The sequence below is a fragment of the Mycetocola reblochoni REB411 genome (assembly GCF_900163835.1).
Lineage (GTDB): Bacteria > Actinomycetota > Actinomycetes > Actinomycetales > Microbacteriaceae > Mycetocola_B > Mycetocola_B reblochoni.
On sequence record NZ_FUKR01000036.1, the window covers coordinates 177,169 to 195,600 of the forward strand.

At 71.2% G+C, this 18,432-nt stretch carries 21 protein-coding genes, 2 tRNA genes and 2 riboswitches; of the genes, 17 read left to right on the top strand and 6 right to left on the bottom strand.

What is annotated here, in order from left to right:
- Positions 1-62: 62 nt before the first annotated feature.
- Positions 63-659, bottom strand: coding sequence for a TIGR03086 family metal-binding protein (locus FM119_RS06780; protein ID WP_087136915.1), 597 nt, complete (start codon positions 657-659; stop codon positions 63-65).
- A gap of 118 nt (positions 660-777) precedes the next feature.
- On the opposite strand from FM119_RS06780, the gene dinB reads away from it, so the two are divergent.
- The 6 genes from dinB (at position 778) to FM119_RS06810 (ending at position 6,179) form a co-directional block, all read left to right on the top strand.
- Positions 778-1,998 carry a DNA polymerase IV gene (dinB, locus tag FM119_RS06785; protein WP_087136916.1) on the top strand — a complete coding sequence of 407 codons (1,221 nt, stop codon included), beginning with the start codon at positions 778-780 and terminating at the stop codon, positions 1,996-1,998.
- A 58-nt stretch (positions 1,999-2,056) separates the two neighbouring features.
- Positions 2,057-2,401, top strand: a complete 345-nt coding sequence (locus FM119_RS06790) for a spore germination protein GerW family protein (RefSeq protein WP_087136917.1) — start codon at positions 2,057-2,059, stop codon at positions 2,399-2,401.
- A gap of 67 nt (positions 2,402-2,468) precedes the next feature.
- A riboswitch (TPP riboswitch) is annotated at positions 2,469-2,579 on the top strand.
- Positions 2,580-2,618: 39 nt separating this feature from the next.
- Positions 2,619-3,239, top strand: coding sequence for an ECF transporter S component (locus tag FM119_RS06795; protein ID WP_087136918.1), 621 nt, complete (start codon positions 2,619-2,621; stop codon positions 3,237-3,239).
- 2 nt (positions 3,240-3,241) lie between these two features.
- Positions 3,242-4,711: an ABC transporter ATP-binding protein gene (locus tag FM119_RS06800; protein ID WP_087136919.1), complete on the top strand. Its 1,470-nt coding sequence runs from the start codon at positions 3,242-3,244 to the stop codon at positions 4,709-4,711.
- On the top strand, positions 4,708-5,595 hold the full coding sequence (locus FM119_RS06805; protein WP_338065665.1) for an energy-coupling factor transporter transmembrane component T family protein: 888 nt from the start codon (positions 4,708-4,710) through the stop codon (positions 5,593-5,595). Before FM119_RS06800 ends, FM119_RS06805 begins: the two co-directional genes overlap by 4 nt.
- Positions 5,592-6,179 (top strand): nucleoside/nucleotide kinase family protein, encoded by a 588-nt coding sequence (locus tag FM119_RS06810; RefSeq protein WP_087136920.1) that lies wholly within the window; start codon positions 5,592-5,594, stop codon positions 6,177-6,179. The genes FM119_RS06805 and FM119_RS06810 overlap by 4 nt, the downstream gene beginning before the upstream one ends.
- Positions 6,180-6,195: 16 nt before the next feature.
- Here the strand turns inward: FM119_RS06810 and FM119_RS06815 are convergent, their stop codons facing one another.
- The 3 genes from FM119_RS06815 to orn all read right to left on the bottom strand — a co-directional run bounded on the left by FM119_RS06815 (position 6,196) and on the right by orn (position 7,735).
- Positions 6,196-6,537 (bottom strand): metallopeptidase family protein, encoded by a 342-nt coding sequence (locus tag FM119_RS06815; RefSeq protein WP_087137005.1) that lies wholly within the window; start codon positions 6,535-6,537, stop codon positions 6,196-6,198.
- A gap of 465 nt (positions 6,538-7,002) precedes the next feature.
- A tRNA-His gene (locus tag FM119_RS06820) sits at positions 7,003-7,078 on the bottom strand.
- A gap of 36 nt (positions 7,079-7,114) precedes the next feature.
- The gene (gene orn, locus FM119_RS06825; protein WP_087136921.1) at positions 7,115-7,735 is read right to left on the bottom strand and encodes an oligoribonuclease; all 621 of its coding nucleotides are present in this window, start codon (positions 7,733-7,735) and stop codon (positions 7,115-7,117) included.
- Positions 7,736-7,776: 41 nt separating this feature from the next.
- On the opposite strand from orn, the gene FM119_RS06830 reads away from it, so the two are divergent.
- The 7 genes from FM119_RS06830 (at position 7,777) to nadE (ending at position 13,574) form a co-directional block, all read left to right on the top strand.
- Positions 7,777-7,998, top strand: a complete 222-nt coding sequence (locus FM119_RS06830) for an SCO4848 family membrane protein (RefSeq protein WP_087136922.1) — start codon at positions 7,777-7,779, stop codon at positions 7,996-7,998.
- Positions 7,995-11,096, top strand: a complete 3,102-nt coding sequence (locus FM119_RS06835; protein WP_087136923.1) for a DEAD/DEAH box helicase — start codon at positions 7,995-7,997, stop codon at positions 11,094-11,096. Before FM119_RS06830 ends, FM119_RS06835 begins: the two co-directional genes overlap by 4 nt.
- A gap of 62 nt (positions 11,097-11,158) precedes the next feature.
- Positions 11,159-11,231, top strand: a tRNA-Arg gene (locus FM119_RS06840).
- 35 nt (positions 11,232-11,266) lie between these two features.
- Positions 11,267-11,330: riboswitch (guanidine-III (ykkC-III) riboswitch) on the top strand.
- A gap of 14 nt (positions 11,331-11,344) precedes the next feature.
- Positions 11,345-11,665, top strand: a complete 321-nt coding sequence (locus tag FM119_RS06845) for a DMT family transporter (RefSeq protein WP_087136924.1) — start codon at positions 11,345-11,347, stop codon at positions 11,663-11,665.
- Entirely contained in the window at positions 11,666-12,055 is a 390-nt protein-coding gene (locus tag FM119_RS06850; RefSeq protein WP_087136925.1) for a DMT family transporter, read from the top strand. It abuts the gene before it with no gap.
- A gap of 37 nt (positions 12,056-12,092) precedes the next feature.
- Positions 12,093-12,692 carry a histidine phosphatase family protein gene (locus FM119_RS06855; RefSeq protein ID WP_087136926.1) on the top strand — a complete coding sequence of 200 codons (600 nt, stop codon included), beginning with the start codon at positions 12,093-12,095 and terminating at the stop codon, positions 12,690-12,692.
- A 36-nt stretch (positions 12,693-12,728) separates the two neighbouring features.
- Positions 12,729-13,574: an ammonia-dependent NAD(+) synthetase gene (gene nadE / locus FM119_RS06860; protein ID WP_087136927.1), complete on the top strand. Its 846-nt coding sequence runs from the start codon at positions 12,729-12,731 to the stop codon at positions 13,572-13,574.
- A 106-nt stretch (positions 13,575-13,680) separates the two neighbouring features.
- Here nadE and FM119_RS06865 read toward each other — a convergent pair whose 3' ends face one another.
- Positions 13,681-14,523 carry a hypothetical protein gene (locus tag FM119_RS06865; protein WP_143822642.1) on the bottom strand — a complete coding sequence of 281 codons (843 nt, stop codon included), beginning with the start codon at positions 14,521-14,523 and terminating at the stop codon, positions 13,681-13,683.
- A gap of 183 nt (positions 14,524-14,706) precedes the next feature.
- Positions 14,707-14,937 (bottom strand): hypothetical protein, encoded by a 231-nt coding sequence (locus FM119_RS06870; protein ID WP_087136929.1) that lies wholly within the window; start codon positions 14,935-14,937, stop codon positions 14,707-14,709.
- Between the two features lie 123 nt (positions 14,938-15,060).
- Here FM119_RS06870 and msrA point away from each other — a divergent pair, with 123 nt between their 5' ends.
- The 4 genes from msrA to ettA all read left to right on the top strand — a co-directional run bounded on the left by msrA (position 15,061) and on the right by ettA (position 18,430).
- Complete coding sequence (msrA, locus tag FM119_RS06875) at positions 15,061-15,585, top strand: peptide-methionine (S)-S-oxide reductase MsrA (protein WP_087136930.1); 525 nt, start codon at positions 15,061-15,063, stop codon at positions 15,583-15,585.
- A 217-nt stretch (positions 15,586-15,802) separates the two neighbouring features.
- Positions 15,803-16,270 carry a single-stranded DNA-binding protein gene (locus tag FM119_RS06880; protein WP_087136931.1) on the top strand — a complete coding sequence of 156 codons (468 nt, stop codon included), beginning with the start codon at positions 15,803-15,805 and terminating at the stop codon, positions 16,268-16,270.
- On the top strand, positions 16,267-16,746 hold the full coding sequence (locus FM119_RS06885) for a DUF6993 domain-containing protein (protein ID WP_087136932.1): 480 nt from the start codon (positions 16,267-16,269) through the stop codon (positions 16,744-16,746). The genes FM119_RS06880 and FM119_RS06885 overlap by 4 nt, the downstream gene beginning before the upstream one ends.
- A gap of 1 nt (position 16,747) precedes the next feature.
- Positions 16,748-18,430 carry an energy-dependent translational throttle protein EttA gene (ettA, locus tag FM119_RS06890; RefSeq protein WP_087136933.1) on the top strand — a complete coding sequence of 561 codons (1,683 nt, stop codon included), beginning with the start codon at positions 16,748-16,750 and terminating at the stop codon, positions 18,428-18,430.
- The last annotated feature ends 2 nt before the right edge of the window (positions 18,431-18,432 follow it).

The following is an 18,432-nucleotide window of genomic DNA, read 5'->3' on the forward strand; positions in this document are numbered from 1 at the left end:
GGGTGCGCCCTGACGGCGTCCCCGTGGTCGCGGAGCGCCGGTCCGGCCGGCCCGGCCCGAGCTCACCGCAGTGGTCGGGGGTCCCGTCCCGTCAGCGCCAGGATCCGGTCCTGCATGCCCGCGTCCTCGCCGAGCGGAACGGCGGCCGCGAACAGGCCCGACGCCTCGAGGGTCTCGCCGAGTGGCGCGAGCTGATCCCGGACGGCCTCGACGAGCTCCGGGGCGATCGTCTCGTCCGCCCCGATGGCCCTGGCCAGGTCCCAGCCGTGCACGGTGAGCTCGATGACCTGCCCGCCGAGGTACTCGGACATCGGCACCCGTCCCCTCCCCGTGTCGACGAGGGCCGTCGGGGGCGTGCGAGCGATGGCCGCCTCGGCGTCGGCGACGGCGTTCCGCCAGCGTGCGGCGAGGTCCGCCCCGGCGGGCCCGTCCGTGGCGGGCGCGGGGTCGCCGGTCGTCGCGCGCCGTTTGCGCTCGCTTGCCCTGTGCCCGGCGAGGGTCGGCGGCAGCGCCGTCTCGGAGGCGACGACGTGGGACACGAGCTCCGCGACGTTCCAGCCCTCGTCGGGCGTGGGTGCGCTCCAGTCGAGGACGGAGCCGATCAGGGCGTCCAGGTGCACGGCGGCCTGGCGGTGCAGCGTGATCCAGTCGTGGTCCATTCGGGGTCCTTCCGTGCGGGGGTGCCGGGCCCGTGCCGGCCGGTCCTGAACTCAACGCCCGGAGGTGCCCCGCATTCCCGTGAGGCGCGATGTCGGTGGCGGCGTGGACAATGGGAGAGTGTCACATCAGGACGGTCGATCCCGCCAGGTCAGCGACGCCGGCGTCGACGACCCCGGTGCGCACATCCTGCACGTCGACATGGATGCGTTCTACGTCAACGTCGAGCTGCTCGACAGGCCGGAGCTGCGGGGCCGGCCCGTGATCATCGGCCACGACACCGGGCGCTCGGTGGTGTCGAGCGCGAGCTACGAGGCGCGACGTTTCGGGGTCTCCAGCGCGATGCCGGTCGCCAGGGCGCTGTCGCTGTGCCCGTCCGCCGTCGTCATTCCGCCGCGGCACGAGCGCTATGCGGAGGAGTCGGCACGCGTCATGCGCGTCTTCGGCCAGTTCACCCCGCTGGTCGAGCCGCTGAGCATCGACGAGGCCTTCCTCGACGTCGCCGGCGCACGGCGACTGTGGGGCACGCCCGGCACGATCGCCCGGCGGGTGAAGACCGCGGTCGAATCCGAGACGGGGCTGCCCTGCTCGGTCGGCGCCGCCGGAACCAAGTTCGTCGCCAAGCTCGCCTCAGGACTGGCCAAGCCGAGCGGGGTGCTTCTCGTTCCGGTCGATGAGACCCTTGCCCTGCTCCGCCCCCTGCCGATCCGGCGGCTCTGGGGGGTCGGCCAGCGCACGGCCGAGCAGTTGGAGTCCCGCGCGATCAGGACCGTCGGCGACGTCGCGGCCGCCCCCGTCGAGGTGCTCAGCCGGATCGTCGGCCCGGCGGCGGCGCAGAAGCTCTCCGAGCTGGCACGGGGCATCGACCCGCGCCCGATCCAGCTGAGCCGGGAGGAGAAGAGCATCGGGCACGAGACGACCTTCGCCTCCGACGTCGCCGACCCCGCCGTCGTCCGACGAACCGTCCTCGGCCTCGCGGACAGGGTCGCCGCGCGGCTCCGCTCCGCGGGACTCTCCGCCGGAGGGGTCGCGGTCAAGCTGCGCTACGGCGACTTCCGCACCGTCAGCCGCTCCCGCGTCCTCGTCGAGCCGAGCGACGTCGCCCAGCGCATCGCCGACGTCGCCAGGGGGCTCGTCGACGAGTGCTGGGACAGCTCCCAGCCCGTGCGCCTGCTCGGCGTCAGGGCGGAACGGCTCGACGGCGCCGGCTCGACAATGCAGCTCTGGAACCCGGACGAGAGCTGGCGCGATACGGAGAGCACGATGGACGAGCTCCGCAGCCGCTTCGGCGCCTCGGCCATCTCCCGTGCCTCCCTGCTGCGCCCCCGCTCCGCCGAATGAGCCGCGCGTTCTCGCGCCGCCCTGGTGAACGGCGGCGGGGCCGACTACCGTTGGCCCCATGACTGAGCTGATTCTTCCCCTGGCCGACTCCATGCAGAAGGTCGGCGTGTCCACCGCCTACGGCGACCCCGTCGAGCTCGGCGACACCACCCTGATCCCCGTCGCGCTCGGCGGCTTCGGCTTCGGCGCGGGCGAGGGCGACGGCGCCAAGTCGGACGACGGGGAGGTCTCCGGCTCGGGCGGCGGCGGCGGAAGCTGGAGCGTTCCGCTCGGTGCGTACGTCTCGGACGAGCGCGGCGTGCGCTACGAGCCGAACATCATCGCCCTCGCCGCGGTCGCCATCCCGCTCGTGTGCGTCGCGGGCAAGGCCTTCTCCCGCATCATCCGCGCCCTCAAGCGCTGATCGTCTCGTCCGTGCCGGGGGCGGCGCCGTGACCCGCATGGCGGGTGACGGCGCCGCTTCGCTATAGTCGTGACATCACGGGAGTCCGGTGAACCGGACTGAGAGGAGGGCTTCGAGCCCTCGACCGTCTGAACCTGATCTGGGTCATGCCAGCGCAGGGAGACAGCATCATCTCAATACCCGTGCCCTCTATCCCACAACAGGAAGGGCACGAACAGTGCACACCACAGCCGCGCCGCAGAGCGCACCCGTCCGCAGCCGTTACAGCTGGCGCGTCGTCGACATCGTCGTCGCCGCCGTCCTCGGCGTCGCCTGCGGACTCATCTTCTGGATCTGGAACAGCATCGGAATGGTGTGGTTCACCGCCGCCGACGCGCTCACGCCAGGGCTCGGCGGCATGGCGACCGGCGTCTGGTTCCTCGGCGCCACGATCGGAGCGCTCGTGATCCGCAAGCCGGGGGCCGCGCTGTTCGTCGAGGTCGTCGCCGCGACGGTGTCCGCGCTCATCGGCAACGTCTGGGGGATCGAGACGCTGTACTCCGGCCTCGTGCAGGGGCTGGGGGCCGAGCTCGTCTTCGCGCTGCTGCTGTACCGTTCCTGGGGTCTCGGCGCCGCCGCCCTCGCGGGTGCGGGGGCGGGGCTCGGCGCCATCGTGTTCGAGTTTTTCACCGGCAACATCGCCAAGAGCGTCGAGTTCAACCTGATCTACACGGGAACCGTCGTCGCCTCCGGCGTGGTCCTGGCCGGCGTGCTCGGCTGGCTGCTCGTGCGTGCGCTCGCGGCGACCGGGGCGCTGTCGAGCTTCGCGGCGGGGCGCGAGGCGCGTAGGGAGGTCTAGTCGTGGCCTCCGGCGCACGGGTGACGGTTGAGGGGTGGGGCTGGCGGCACGCCGGACGTCGCCTCCCCGCCGTCAGCGACCTCGACCTGACCATCGAGCCGGGCCAGCGGGTTCTCCTCGTCGGGGCGTCCGGTGCGGGGAAGTCCACGACCCTCGCCGGGATCGCGGGCCTGCTCGGCGGCAGCGACGAGGGGGACCAGACCGGCCGCATCCTCGTGGACGGGCGGCCCCCCGAGCTCCAGCGCGGGCGGATCGGCATGGTCCTGCAAGACCCGGATGCGCAGCTCGTGATGTCCACGGTCGGGGACGACGCGGCCTTCGGCTGCGAGAACCTGGGCCTGCCGCGCGAGGAGATCTGGGCGCGGGTGCGGCGTGGCCTGGCGCAGGTCGGGCTCGAGCTGGGGCTGGACCACCCGACCACCCGGCTCTCCGGCGGTCAGAAGCAGCGCCTCGCCCTCGCCGGGGTACTCGCGATGGGCCCCGGCCTCATCATCCTCGACGAGCCGACGGCGAACCTCGACCCGGACGGCATTGCCGAGGTCAGGGCCGCCGTCGAGCACGTGCTCGAGGTGACGGGGGCCACGCTCATCGTCGTCGAGCACCGCACCACCGTGTGGAGCGGCCTGGTCGATCGCGTCGTCGCCCTCGGCGTGGGGGGCGAGGGAGTCGTCGCCGACGGTCCGCCCGCTCGCGTGTTCGCCGAGGACGGCGCGGCCCTCGAGGCCGCGGGGCTCTGGATCCCTGGCTCCGTCTCTCCGTGCCCCCGCGCCGACGCCGTCGACCTCGGCGGACCCGCTCTGCGGCTGGACGATCTGGCCGTCGCCCGCGAGCGCCGCGGACCCGTGGTCCGTTCGGGCATCACCCGGAGCGTGCGCTTCGGCGAGGCCGTTGGCATCACCGGGGCGAACGGCACGGGCAAGTCGACGCTCGCGCTCACCCTCGCCGGTCTCCTCCCTGAGGCCGCCGGGGCGGTCCTCGCCTCCGACGAGCTCAGGGCAGGGGCCGGCCCTCGCCCGTCACGGTGGCGATCGACCCAACTGCTCACCCGGATCGGCACGGTCTTCCAGGACCCCGAGCACCAGTTCGTGACGTCGAGGGTGCGCGACGAGCTCGCCGTCGGTCTGCGCGCGCTCGCGATCGACAGGGTGCGGGTCGACGAGAGGGTCGACGAGCTGCTCGCGCGGCTCCGGCTCGACGCCCTCGCCGACGCCAACCCCTTCACGCTGTCGGGCGGGCAGAAGCGGCGACTGTCGGTGGCGACGCTGCTGGCGACGTCGCCGCGGATCATCGTGCTCGACGAGCCGACGTTCGGGCAGGACCGGCGCAGCTGGGGCGACCTCGTGACGCTGCTTCAGCAGATGCGTGCCGAGGGGGGCACGATCGTCTCCGTCACCCACGATGCCGAGTACCTTCAGGCCCTCGGCGACACGGTGTGGCACCTGGGGTCCGTCTCGGAACGGAGTGCGGCGTGAGCGCGGGCGCGGGCGCGGGCGTCGGAGCGAACACGGACGCCGCCGCGGGTACCGCCGCGGACGCCGGCGCGCCGACCGCGGGGAGGGACGAGTCGGCGGCCGGCAGGCACGATCCGGCGCCTGCGCGCGTCGCGCCGCTGCGCAGGGTCAACCCGGTCACGCTCCTGGTGATCGCCGTGATCCTCTCCGTACCGATGCTGGCGACCCTCGACCCGGTCAGTGCGGGGGTGGCCGTCGCTCTGGAGCTCGCCCTCGTCCCCGCCACGGGCGTTCCGTGGCGGACCCTCGGACGTCGGCTGGTGCCCGTGGTCGTGTTCATCCCCGTCGCCGCGCTGAGCATGCTCCTGTACGGCACGCCGGGCGGTCAGGAGTACTGGCATTTCGGCATCGCGGTGGTGACCGAGAACTCGGTCAACCAGTCGGTGGCGATCTCCGTCAGGGTGCTCGCGCTCGGTCTGCCGACCATCCTGCTGTTCTCGGGCGTCGACCCCACCCGGCTGGCGGACGGGCTTGCGCAGGTCGCGCGGCTCCCGTCCCGTTTCGTCATCGGCGCCCTCGCCGGTGTGCGCATGATGTCGCTGTTCGTCGACGACTGGCGCAGCATGACGCTCGCGCGCAGGGCGAGAGGGCTCGGCGACCACGGCGTGCTTCGCCGGAGCCTGTCCATGGCCTTCGTTCTGCTCGTGTTCGCGGTCAGACGGGGGACGAAGCTGGCGACGGCGATGGAGGCCAGGGGGTTCGGCGCCTTCCCCACGCGGAGCTGGGCCCGCTCGTCACGGCTGGGGGTGGCCGATCCGGTGGCGGTGGCGGTGGCGCTGGCGATCATGGCCGTGTCCCTCGGCGCGTCGATCGCCCTCGGCACCTTCCGCTTCGTGGGATCGTGACGACACCGGGGGAGGAGTCGGCCCGTCGCCGCGCGCTCTGGCTCGTGGACCTCGTCCGGGAGACGCCCGTCACGCGGCGGTCGACTCCGCCGACGGTCCTCATCGACGGGCCGAGCGGGGCGGGCAAGAGCGGGCTGGCGCTGGCGCTCCACCGGCTGCTGCCCGGCGCCGAGCTCGTGCGACTGGACGATGTCTACCCCGGCTGGTCGGGCTTGAGCGCGGGCGTCGGTGCGATCGGCAGGGATCTGCTGCGGCCGCGCGCGGCGGGTGCGGCCGGCCGCTGGCGCCGGTGGGACTGGGCGGCGTCTGCACCGGCGGGGCTGGTCACGGTCCGGCCGGATCGTGCGCTCATCGTCGAGGGCTGCGGAACGCTCAGCGCCGACGGTGCGCCCCCTCACGCGGTGAGGGTGTGGCTCGACGCGGACGACGCGGTGCGGCGCGAGCGAGCGCTCCGACGTGATGCGGGCGCCTTCGACGCGCACTGGGACATGTGGGACGAGCAGTGGTCTCTGCTGCGGCGATCGCGGCGTCCCGAGCTGACCGCGACGGTCGTGATGGGGGAGCGGCTGCGCGTCCTGCGCTGACCCGGACCGTCCGCGGTCAGGCCCAGCCGAGCCGGTGGAGCTCCTCGTCGTCGATGCCGTAGTAGTGCGCGATCTCGTGGACGAGGGTGACGTGCACCTGGTCGTGGAGCTCCTCGATGCTCGCGCAGTAGTCGAGCAGGGGCTCGCGGTAGAGCGTGATGGTGTCGGGGAGCTCACCGAAGCCGTACTGGTCCCGGTCGGTCAGCGCGACGCCCTCGTAGAGGCCGAGCAGCGAGAGCGTGCCGTCCTCTGGCCGGTCCTCGACGCGGAAGTGCACGTTCTCCAGACCGTCGACCATGTCGTCGGGGAGGGCGTCGAGCTCGTCGACGACGAGGGCCTCGAACTCCTCGGCGGTCATCTGCAGAGAGAGGGCCTCCCCGTCGGCGGGGGGTTGTCCCTCTGGTGCTGCCGGGGCGGCCGTGTCGGGCCCGGCCGTCGGCGCGGGGTCGGGTTCGGTCTCGGGGAAGGGCGATACGGCCATGAGCCGATTATCGCGCGCGCCGCGCGGCACGCCCGTCGACGCACCGGCGAGTACTGCTCGCGGCCCGGCCGCGCCCGGACGCGCCCGCCGCCGCGTCACGTGACGGGGGTCGCGCTCCCGGAGACGACCTGCCACCGTCCGTCGATGATCGACCAGCTGCGGTCGTCGTCGAGCACCGCCTCGATCCGTGCACCGTTGTCGACCACGACGACCTCGGCGCGCGTGGACGTCCGGGCGTGTCCACCGGTGTCGTGCGTGAGATCCGGTTCGGCGCTTCGAAACTGGTCGTCCCCGAACGGTGCGTCGACCGCCGGTGCCCGGCCTCGGCGGCGGCAGCCTTCTTGGGGTGAGTAACGGGGCTTGAACCCGCGACCTCCTGGACCACAACCAGGCGCTCTACCGACTGAGCTATACCCACCATGCGCCTCGCGGACGAGGCAACTGCTCCAGTGTATTACACCTTCGGAGCAAAAATGTTCACCACCGCGTCAGAGGCCGCTTTCGCCTCCTCCGTCGACGGCCCCGGCTCGGGAACGAACACGATCGAGCGGTAGTACGCCAGCTCGCGGATCGACTCGAGGATGTCGGCGAGGGCGCGGTGCCCGCCGTTCTTCGCCGGGGCGTTGAAGTAGGCCCGCGGGTACCAGCGGCGCGCGAGCTCCTTGATCGACGACACGTCCACGTTGCGGTAGTGCAGGTACGCGTCGACACCCGGAAGGTCCTTGACGATGAAGCTGCGGTCGGTGCCGATGGTGTTGCCCGCGAGGGGCGCCTTGCCGGCCTCGGGCACGAAGCGGGCGATGTACTCGAGTGTGGCCGCCTCCGCCTCGGCGAGCGTTACACCGTCGTCGAGCTCCGTGATCAGCCCGGAGGTGGTGTGCATCTGGGTGACGAACTCGCCCATGTTCTTCCTAGCGGCGTCGCTCGGCCTGATGACGATCTGGAACCCGGGGTCCACAGGGACGAGGTCGTAGTCGGTGATGACGACGGCGACCTCGACGATCTCGTCGACCGACAGGTCCAGGCCGGTCATCTCGCAGTCGATCCAGACAAGTCGTTCGTTCTTCGCGCTCATACCCCGAGCCTATCGCTCGGCACGGGCGATAGAATCTCCCGGTGACCCTCGCTCTCAGCATCCTGCTTCTCTGCAACGCCGTCTGGAACGTGGTCGTGTGGCCCCGCTTCTTCGCCCGGGTCGCCGCCGACCCGCGTGCGCGAGCAGAGGACGGCTCGACGACCGCGTTCTGGCGCGTCCACGCCGTGCTCGTGGGGATCGCGTTGCTGCTCGCGGCCCTCTCCGCGGTCGCCGGCGTGTGGGGACTCGTCGCGGGCGCGTGAGCGTTCGACCGGAGGCCCAGGGGCCGGCGGGGGACTGGCGGTCAGGGCTCGAGGCGCTGCTCCGCGACGACGCCCCGCCCCGGACGGGGGCGGGCGCGGGGGCGGGGGACTCCGCACCGGCCGCGCGCCTGGCGCTGTCCTTCGAGCTGCGGGAGCTGACGCCGCGAACGAGTGAGCGCTGGAACGGGCCGACCTCCCGGCCGGCGGGCCGTGCCGACGGCGCGACGGGCCCGAAGGGGAACGGCGTCCTACGACTCGGCGTCCGTCCGGCGCAGGCGAGCACGGGCGGGTGGTCGCGGTCGGGGCTCGGCTGGTCGACGATCGCGCACCAGCTGCACCGACGCAACCTGTCACCGGCCCAGCACGGCTGGTTCGCTCGCTTCCAGGCGCTGCACCGCGCCGCGAATCCGCCGACCGCGGGCAGGGACGTCGACTGGATCTTCCTCGACGACATCGAGAGCCCCGTGCTGTGGCCCCTCCTGGACGAGGCCAGGGCGCTGGGGATCGCCTTCGTCGGTCCGCGGCGCGCGGCGGACGTCGTCCTCGCCGGAGGGGCGCTGCTCGGCATCGACCTCTCCCGCGACGCCGGCGCGCTCCACGTGCGTCCGCGCGCCGAGCTCGACGGAGAGGCCTTCCCGCTGTCGGAGCTCCATCCGATCGCCGGCCACGGTGTGTACGTCGTCTCGGGATCCCCCTCCGCCCCGCGGTACCTGCTCGCGCCCGTCTCCTCGGCGGAGGACGCGCGAAGGCTGCTGCGGAACGAGGGCGCGACTCTGCGGGCGCTCCGCATCCCTGCGGAGCAGGAGGCCGAGTTCGTCCGGGAGTACCTGCGCCCGCTCGCGCGGCGATTCGAGCTCACCAGCGACGACGGCAGTGTCGAGGTCCCGGCGCCGGAGCCGGTCCGCGCGCGTCTCGACGTCGTGCACGCGCGCGGACGCCGTCTGGAGCTGAACTGGTCCTGGGAACGGTCGACCCCCTCGCAGCAGGCCCCCGCGTTCGCGGACCGCGTGCCGGAGGGGCTGCTCCCGGACGCCCTCGCGCCCGGCGCCGGTGCGGAGCCGAGCGACTCCGGGCTGCCCGGCCGCGTCACGCTCACGGGTGAGGACGCCGCGGACTTCGTCCTCACGGTGCAGCCGAGGCTGCAGAGCCTGCCCGACGTCATCGTGCACATCACCGGTGCGGTGCCGCCGTACCGTCTGCTCGAGGGAGAGCCGACGCTGAGCGTCAGCGTCGTGCCCAGCCAGAGGACGGACTGGTTCGACCTCGGGGTCGAGGTGCGCGTCGGAGACGTGACGATCCCGTTCGAGCCGCTGTTTCGCGCCCTCGCGGCGGGCCGGACCCGTCTGCTCCTGGTCGACGGCAGCTACCTGTCCCTGCGGCAGCCGCTCTTCGCACCGCTCGCCGAGCTCATCGCCGAGGCGGCCGAGATGCCGGAGTGGGAGCCGGAGCACCCGACCCTGCGACCGGAGCAGCTCGCGCTGTGGCACGAGCTCGAGGAGCTCGCCGATGAGGCGACGGCCGCCGCGGAGTGGCGGAGCCTCGTCGACGCGCTCGGGGTCGAGCTCACGGACGAGGACCGCCGGCCGGCGGACGGCCTGACCGCGGCGCTGCGGCCGTACCAGGCAGACGGTGCGGCGTGGATGCTCCGGCACTGGCGGCACGGTGTCGGCGGGGTCCTCGCCGACGACATGGGGCTCGGCAAGACGCTGCAGTGCATCGCGTTCCTGCTCGCGGCCAGGGAGCGGCACGGCGCCGAGCGGATGCTCGTGGTCGCCCCGACGAGCGTCGTTCCCGTGTGGCTCGCCGAGGCGGAGCGCTTCGCCCCCGGTCTGGACGTCGAGGCGGTGACGACGTCGCGCACCGCCTCGGGCGAGGAGGCCGCACGTCGGCGACGCGCCCAGGTCATCGTCACGAGCTATGCGGTGTTGCGGCGCTCGCCTGAACTCTTCGATGCGCTGCTCGCGGAGGCCGACAGGCCGGCGTGGGACGCGGTCATCGTGGACGAGGCGCAGGCGGTGAAGAACCGCGCGACTCTCGCGCATCGTGTTCTCGCGGAGGTGCGGACGCGCGCCCTGTTCGCCGTGACCGGGACGCCGATCGAGAATTCGCTCGGCGAGCTGCACGCGATCCTTTCGCTGACGACCCCCGGCCTGCTCGGCAGTGCCGCGCGGTTCCGCGAACGGTACGTTGTCCCGATCGAGCGCGCCCAGCCGGGCATCTCCGAGGGCAGGGGAGCGGGCTCAGGTCCGGCGGAGCATGCCGCGGAGCGGGCGCGGCTGCTGCGCCGGCTGCGCAGGCGGATCCGACCCGTCCTGCTCCGGCGGACGAAGGACGAGGTCGCCCCCGAGCTTCCGGAACGCCAGGAGCAGGTGGTGCGGGTGCCCCTTGATCCCTGGCACCGCCGCCGGTACACGGTCGCGCTTCAGCGGGAACGGCAGAAGCTGCTCGGGCTGCTGGAGGACCTCGACCGCAACCGCTTCACGGTGTTCCGCTCGCTCACCCTGCTGCGGCTCCTCGCTCTCGACGGGCGCCTCGTCGACGACGAGGCCGGACACGACGACGGCCGGCCGGGCGCGGGGGGCGACAGCGGGTCGGCGAAGCTCGACGCGCTCGTCGAGCGCCTTCGCCAGCTGGTCGGGGAAGGGCATCGGGCTCTCGTGTTCAGCCAGTTCACGCGGTACCTCGCGCTGGTCGAGCGCGCGCTGGACTCGGCCGGCATCGAGACGGCGTACCTGGACGGCGCGACGCGCGACAGGGCGGGGGCGGTCGCCGGCTTCCGCGACGGTGACGGGCCGGCCGTCTTCCTCATCAGCCTCAAGGCCGGCGGGGTGGGACTCACCCTGACCGAGGCCGACTACGTCTTCCTGCTCGACCCGTGGTGGAACCCCGCCGTCGAGAACCAGGCCATCGACCGCGCGCACCGGATCGGTCAGACTCGGCCGGTCATGGTGTACCGGATGATCGCCGAGGACACCATCGAGGAGAAGGTGCTCGCGCTCCAGGCCCGCAAGGCGCGGCTGTTCGACGAGGCCATCGACGACCACGGCGAGTTCGCCGAGCTGCTCGACGCCGATGCGATCCGTTCGCTGCTCGGCTGAGCGGCTGAGCGGCGACGGGGCGGTGAAGCCGGGTCCCGCCCTGCGTTAAGATGGTCCGGTGCGCCTCCGTAGCTCAGGGGATAGAGCAGGAGCCTTCTAATCTCTTGGTCGCAGGTTCGAATCCTGCCGGGGGCACCGGGGTGCAGCCCCCGTTCGCGTGCTAGCCTGGCGGCGAGCCGCGGACGCGGCTGCGGACGAGGGAGCAGTACCCGCACAGCGACAAGACTGACCGTTTCTGGAGGTCAGCCATGCTTGTTCACTGGTCCGTACTCGTCGCCTCGGGACTGCTCGAGGCCGTCTGGGCGCTCGCCCTGGCTCGCGCCAAAGGATTCACTCGGCTCGGCCCGACGATCGTCTTCCTCGTCGCCCTCGTCGTGTCTATGGCGGGGCTGGCGTTCGCGATGACCGGTCTTCCCACCGGGACGGCGTATGCGGTGTGGGTGGGGATCGGAGCGGTCGTGACGGTCGGCGTGTCCATGCTGCGGCGCGAGGAGGACGTCTCCGTCGCGCGCGTGCTGCTGCTCGTGCTGTTGGTCGGATGCGTCGTCGGCCTGAAGGCGGTGAGCTAGATGCCGTGGATCGTCCTGATGCTCAGCGCGGTGCTCGAGGCCGTGTGGGCGACCGCCCTGGGGCTCTCCGAGGGATTCAGCGAGGTGGGCCCGACGATCGTCTTCGTTGTCGCCCTGATCGGAAGCATGCTCGGTCTCGGATATGCCGCGAGGAGCATATCGATCGGGACCGCGTACGCCGTCTGGACGGGACTCGGTGCGGCACTCACGGTCGGCTACGCGCTTCTGTCCGGCACCGAGAGTGCGTCGCCGCTCAAGGTGCTCTTCCTGCTCGGCATCGTGGGCGCGGTCATCGGCCTCAAACTGGTGGGGACGCGCCGAGGGACCGGCGGGCCTGGCCGGGGTGCCGCGAGCGATGCCGACCGGAGCTCGCCCGGCCCGGTTGTCTGATCGCCGGGGGCCTGATCCGTGGGGCTAGGCTTGTCCCGTGCGCCTGATTTTCGTCCGCCACGGACAGACCCCCGCCAACGTTCTCGGTTCCCTCGACACCGACGCCCCCGGCCCGGGACTCACCGATCTGGGGCACGAGCAGGCGCTTGCGGTCGTGGATGAGCTCGGCGGCTACGACATCGATCGGCTGGTCGTCTCGACGCTGCAGCGGACGCACCTCACCGCGGCACCCTTCGTTGAAGCGTCGGGGCTCGCTCCGGTCGAGCGGCCCGGCATCAGGGAGATCGCCGCCGGCAGCTGGGAGAAGCGCAACGACGCAGCGTCCGTGCAGGGCTACATGGACGCCGTCTTCGGTTGGGTCGGTGGGGCGCTGGAGCGGCGCATCCCCGGTGCGGAGTCCGGCCACGAGGTGTTCTCCCGTGTGAACGCGGTCGTCGACGAGTTCAGCGGTGACGAGACCGTGGCGATGTTCAGCCACGGTGCGCTGATCCGGGCGTGGGTCGGGGCGAACGCCCCCGAGGCGGGCGTCGACTACGTCAGGGCCAGACCCCTGGCCAACACCGGTGTCGTGTCCCTGGTGGGGGACCCCGCCGCGGGCTGGCGGCTGGAGCGCTGGGAGTCTGAACGCCTGATCTGAGGCGCCACGGCCGGGGTCCGGCGATAACATGGGGTCATGCGTAGCGCTCAAGAAGTCATCATCTCCGAGCTGCAGGTGCAGCCCACGATCGATCCGGCGGCGGAGGTCGACCGTCGTGTCGGCTTTCTGACCGACTACCTCGCGGCCACGGGGGCGCGGGCACTGGTCCTCGGCATCAGCGGTGGCCAGGACTCCTCGCTCGCCGGGAGGATCGCCCAGCTGGCCGTGGAGCGGCGCCGGGCCTCGGGGGCGGCGGCGGAGTTCACGGCGGTGCGGCTGCCCTACCGGGTCCAGCACGATGAGGACGACGCGCAGCTCGCCCTCGACTTCATCCGGCCGGACCGGCGCCTGGTGTTCAACATCGCCGCGGCCGTCGACGGCTTCAGCGAGGAGTTCCGCCAGTCGACGGGCGAGGCGCTGCTCGACTTCACCAAGGGCAACGTCAAGGCGAGGGCGCGCATGATCGCGCAGTACGCGGTCGCGGGCCAGAGCGGCGCCCTCGTGATCGGGACGGACCACGCGGCCGAGGCGGTCACCGGGTTCTTCACGAAGTTCGGCGACGGGGCGGCCGACGTGCTCCCGCTCAGCGGCCTGTCCAAGCGTCAGGGTCGTGCCCTGCTGGAGTTCTTGGACGCCCCCGCCCGCATCTATGAGAAGACGCCCACGGCGGACCTCCTCGACGACAACCCCGGTCAGACGGACGAGGCCAACCTGGGTCTCAGCTACCGCGAGATCGACGACTACCTCGAAGGGCTCGACGTTCCCGAGGACGTCGCCGAGGCGATCGAGGCGCGCTATCGCGCGACCGCGCACAAGCGCGCTCTCCCGGTGACACCGGGGGACGACTGGTGGCGCCCCCGCTCGGCCACCGGCGCGGTCTGACCCGGTTCGGTGGGCCAGACCAGCGAGGGGCCGGACGGAGTTTCTTCCGTCCGGCCCCTCGCCGGTCTCGTGCCTGTCGGGATGGCGGCCCTGCTGCCGCCCCTGCTCAGAGCGGGTCGGGCTTGCTGTCGTCGCGTTCGGGGAGGGTGCCCTCGAGCGCGGCCACATCATCGAGCAGCCGCTGGGGGGAGTCGGTCTCGCGCGCCGCGAGGGTCTCGGTCGCCGCAGTGGCTTCGGTCGCCGTGGTGGAGGCGGGGGCGGCAGTCTCCTCGGTCTGGGACGCCGAGCGGGTATCGGTCACGACCGTCGTTGCAGCGGAGTCGCTGCGGGTGCTCTCCTCGACCGGCGTCGTGTGCGTGGCAGCCGTCGCCGGCGCACTCCCGGGGAGTACCTGGGTCGCGGTCGGCGCGGGCGCGGCCGTCGGGAACACGGAGGCGGCCGAGGCGTCGCCCGTGCGGTCGAACTGCCAGCGCTCGAGGTCGTCCTCGAAGATCTTGCGGGCGCGGCCCGGCTTCGCCTGCCACTCGAGAAGGCGGTCCCTGAACTCGTGCACCACCGGCCCGAGGTCGGAGCCGTAGGTGGCGGAGTGTCGTTTGAGCTCGGCCAGCTGGTGCGCCGCCCAGTCCGCGGCGAGTTGCGCTCCCTTGACCGGCAACAGACGCACGTGGATGTCAGCCTGGCCGATCGCCCTGTCCACCAGGACCTGCTCCGGCTGGGTGAGCGAGTTCCAAACCGCCGCCTCGGTCGAGGCGTCGATGAGGGTTCCGATGGCCGCCGCGCGCTGCTCACGCTCGCGCTGTGCCAGCAGACGCTTCACCGAGCGACGGGTCAGCGCGGTAGCCAGGACCGCGGCGACGACGATCGAGACGAACAGGACCGCCGCCGTGAACACGGCTGTCCTGGCCTCGGGGGACACGAGCCAACTGACGAAAGAATTCCACCACTCCATGCCGCGAACACTACCCGGAGAGTCACCGTGGAGTGCCCAGGCTGCGCGCCGTGTCGTGATGCGACCGATCCGATCACGCAGACGGTGTCGGACGCGGCCGGCCTCGGGGCCGTGCCGGAACGGTTCCGATCCAGGGGGCACGCTCGACGGGCAGGAGCGCCCCGCGTTCGGTGACGCTCGTGGTCACGCCGAGCGGAGGCAGTCCACGGCGTCGCTCAGCGAGCGGAAGTCGCCGAGGTCACGAAACGAGCGCTGCGCGGGAACGAAACGCTTGGCCAGGTACCCCTCCGACCCGCCGCGCTGGAGACGCTCGACATGACCGATGATCGCACCGTCCGTGTTGACGACCCGTGCCAGTGCCGCGTTGACGCTGATCATCCTCAGATCGCGGTGCCGGGGGGCGAGCTTGTCCATGAGCGTTTCCTTCCTGTCCGATCGCTGTCGAGTCCGACGATAGATCGCGCCACCGACAGTCCTGGAATAGCGTGGTCGGGTCATCGGTTCTCGCCGGTGACGGGATCGTAGAGAGGTGTTTTCATGGAGTCCTTCATCCTGGCCGGCGGGTGCTTCTGGTGTCTTGACGCCGTCTACCGCTCGCTCAACGGCGTTCAGGACGTCGTATCCGGGTACATCGGCGGGACCACACCCGCGCCGAACTACGAACAGGTCTGCACCGGCACGACCGGTCACGCCGAGGCGGTCCGCGTCGTGTTCGACCCGTCCGTGATCCCCGCCGACGTCATCCTCGACGCGTTCTTCACCCTGCACGACCCGCGCCAGCTCAACCGTCAGGGAAACGATGTCGGCACGCAGTACCGCAGCGCGATGTTCCCCCAGGACGAGCCGCAGCGGGAGCAGTTCATCGCGGCGCGCGACCGGGCCGACGAGCTGTGGGGTGGCGGAGTCGTCACGACCATCGAGGGGCCGGCCGAGTTCCACCCCGCAGAGGAGTACCACCAGGACTTCTTCGCCAAGAACCCGGGCCAGGGCTACTGCATGATGGTGGCGCTGCCGAAGGTGGCCAAGGTGCGGGCGCGGTTCCAGGAGTACGCGCGCGGCTGAGGCGCGGCGTTCCCGGCGCGTTCGTGCGCCGGGACCGGGCACTGCCGGGACACCGGGTAGCTCGTCGACTCGTCGCGACGGCCGGCTGGACCCCTCCCTCCACAGACGGTGTCGACATTCGGCTCGCCGCAGCGGTCACGCGCGTGGAGCGGTGATCACCGTCGGGTGGCACCGTTGCCGTTCCAGATAGATAACTGAACGGAAGGGCGGCGCAGCAATGGACGAGAGAATTACGGTCACGGGGATCGTCGCGACGGACCCCCGGCACGTCGTGACGCAGGACGGGCTGGCGATCACGAGCTTCCGGCTCGCGGCTCAGCAGCGCCGGTACGACAGGGAGCGTTCCCGATGGGTGTCGGGTGAGACGCACTGGTACTCGGTCTCCGCGTTCCGCCGTCTGGCGCTCAACTGCGAGCAGAGCCTGAACAAGGGAGACCGCATCGTGGTCGCCGGGCGCCTCCGCTTTCGTCAGTGGCAGAGCGACGCCGGCGGCGGGACGAACGCCGAGATCGACGCGGCGGCGATCGGGCACGACCTGTCCTGGGGGACAAGCGCTTTCAGCCGAGTGCTGACCGCTCCCGAGGGCTCGGGCCCCGTTCCGGTCCCGGCGCCTGCGCCGTCGCCGGAGAGCGGTCACGACCGATCCGGTTCCGGTGGCGATCGCGCTCTAGACTGGTCGGCATGACCACTGCATCCCCCGCCTCGGCGGGTCGACTGCTCGCGATCGTCGGCATCGTCGGAGCGCTCGCGGCGACGAGTGGATGCTCGTTCTTCGCAGAGTCCGAGCCCTCGCCCACGCCGAGTTCGTCGGCCAGCGATGCAGCCGAACCGGCGGCGCTGCAGCCGGATGGCGACGCGGCCGACAACCGGCCCTTCTTCGACGAGGTGAACGCACGCACCGCCGACGGGGAGGTCGCCGACGGCCGGCACTTCGTCGATGCGCTCGTCGACGCCGGCTTCGACAGGGAGGCGATGTCGCTCACCTCCGACACGACGAGCATCGGACTCGAGGCCGATGCGATCGAGTTCGCTGTTCGGTGGGGCGACGAGTGCCTGATCGGGCAGTTCAGCGACTCCGCCGGGTACCACTCGACGGTGTCACCGACGATGGCGGGCGAGCGGTGCCTGGTCGGCACCACGCGCCCCATAGACTGGGAGTGATATGGCTGAATACATCTATTCAATGGTCCGCGCGCGCAAGGCCGTGGGCGACAAGGTCATCCTCGATGACGTCACAATGGCTTTCCTCCCGGGTGCGAAGATCGGTGTCGTCGGCCCCAACGGGGCCGGCAAGTCGACGATCCTGAAGATCATGGCCGGGCTCGACACCCCGAGTAACGGTGAGGCAAAGCTCACCCCTGGCTTCACCGTCGGGATCCTCATGCAGGAGCCCGAGCTCGACGAGGACAAGACGGTTCTCGAGAACGTCCAGCAGGGCGTGGGCGAGATCAAGGCGAAGGTTGATCGTTTCAACGAGATCTCGGCGCTCCTGGCAGAACCGGACGCCGACTTCGACGCGCTCCTGGCCGAGATGGGCACCCTGCAGGAAGAGATCGACGCGGCTGACGCCTGGGACCTTGACTCGCAGCTCGAGCAGGCGATGGATGCGCTTCGCTGCCCGCCGGGCGACGCGGTGATCAGTAACCTCTCGGGTGGCGAGAAGCGCCGGGTCGCCCTGTGCAAGCTGCTCCTGCAGAAGCCCGATCTGCTCCTCCTGGACGAGCCGACCAACCACCTCGACGCCGAGAGCGTGCTCTGGCTCGAACAGCACCTCTCCAAGTACCCCGGTGCCGTCATGGCGGTCACCCACGACCGGTACTTCCTCGACCACGTCGCGGGCTGGATCTGTGAGGTCGACCGCGGGCGGCTGTACCCCTACGAGGGCAACTACTCCACCTACCTCGAGAAGAAGGCCGAACGTCTGGAGGTCCAGGGCAAGAAGGACGCCAAGCTCGCCAAGCGCCTCACCGAAGAGCTCGCCTGGGTGCGAAGCAACACGAAGGGGCGCCAGGCCAAGTCCAAGGCGAGGCTGGCGCGCTATGAGGAGATGGCGGCGGAGGCCGAGCGGACCAAGAAGCTCGACTTCGAAGAGATCGTGATCCCCGCCGGTCCCCGTCTGGGCCAGCAGGTCATCGAGGTCAGGGACCTGTCGAAGGGCTTCGGCGATCGTGTCCTCATCGACGGTCTCTCCTTCACCCTGCCGCGCAACGGCATCGTCGGCATCATCGGGCCGAACGGCGTCGGCAAGTCGACGCTGTTCAAGACCATCGTCGGGCTGGAGCCGGTGGACAGTGGTGAGATCAAGATCGGTGAGACCGTCAAGATCTCCTACGTCGATCAGAGCCGCTCCGGAATCGACCCGAACAAGACCCTGTGGGAGGTCGTCTCCGACGGTCTCGACTACATCCAGGTGGGCAACACCGAGATCCCGTCCAGGGCGTACGTGTCGACGTTCGGGTTCAAGGGGCCCGACCAGCAGAAGAAGGCCGGCGTGCTCTCGGGTGGTGAGCGCAACCGGCTCAACCTCGCGCTGACGCTCAAGCAGGGGGGCAACCTCCTGCTGCTCGACGAGCCGACCAACGACCTGGACGTCGAGACGCTGTCCAGCCTGGAGAACGCGCTCCTGGAGTTCCCCGGCTGTGCCGTGGTCATCACGCACGACCGGTGGTTCCTCGACCGGATCGCGACCCACATCCTCGCCTACGAGGGCACCGATGAGAACCCGGCCAACTGGCACTGGTTCGAGGGTAACTTCGAGGCCTACGAGGAGAACAAGATCGAGCGCCTCGGTCCCGACGCCGCCAAGCCGAGCCGTGCGAGTTATCGCAAGCTGACCAGGGACTGACG

Excerpts from the sequence above, each read along its gene's own strand:
- FM119_RS06780 (WP_087136915.1), bottom strand. The coding sequence starts at position 659 with ATGGACCACGACTGGATCACGCTGCACCGCCAGGCCGCCGTGCACCTG.
- FM119_RS06790 (WP_087136917.1), top strand. The coding sequence starts at position 2,057 with ATGACTGAGCTGATTCTTCCCCTGGCCGACTCCATGCAGAAGGTCGGC.
- FM119_RS06815 (WP_087137005.1), bottom strand. The coding sequence starts at position 6,537 with ATGACCGCCGAGGAGTTCGAGGCCCTCGTCGTCGACGAGCTCGACGCC.
- orn (WP_087136921.1), bottom strand. The coding sequence starts at position 7,735 with ATGAGCGCGAAGAACGAACGACTTGTCTGGATCGACTGCGAGATGACC.
- FM119_RS06845 (WP_087136924.1), top strand. The coding sequence starts at position 11,345 with ATGCTTGTTCACTGGTCCGTACTCGTCGCCTCGGGACTGCTCGAGGCC.
- FM119_RS06850 (WP_087136925.1), top strand. The coding sequence starts at position 11,666 with ATGCCGTGGATCGTCCTGATGCTCAGCGCGGTGCTCGAGGCCGTGTGG.
- nadE (WP_087136927.1), top strand. The coding sequence starts at position 12,729 with ATGCGTAGCGCTCAAGAAGTCATCATCTCCGAGCTGCAGGTGCAGCCC.
- FM119_RS06865 (WP_143822642.1), bottom strand. The coding sequence starts at position 14,523 with ATGGAGTGGTGGAATTCTTTCGTCAGTTGGCTCGTGTCCCCCGAGGCC.
- FM119_RS06870 (WP_087136929.1), bottom strand. The coding sequence starts at position 14,937 with ATGGACAAGCTCGCCCCCCGGCACCGCGATCTGAGGATGATCAGCGTC.
- msrA (WP_087136930.1), top strand. The coding sequence starts at position 15,061 with ATGGAGTCCTTCATCCTGGCCGGCGGGTGCTTCTGGTGTCTTGACGCC.
- FM119_RS06880 (WP_087136931.1), top strand. The coding sequence starts at position 15,803 with ATGGACGAGAGAATTACGGTCACGGGGATCGTCGCGACGGACCCCCGG.
- FM119_RS06885 (WP_087136932.1), top strand. The coding sequence starts at position 16,267 with ATGACCACTGCATCCCCCGCCTCGGCGGGTCGACTGCTCGCGATCGTC.
- ettA (WP_087136933.1), top strand. The coding sequence starts at position 16,748 with ATGGCTGAATACATCTATTCAATGGTCCGCGCGCGCAAGGCCGTGGGC.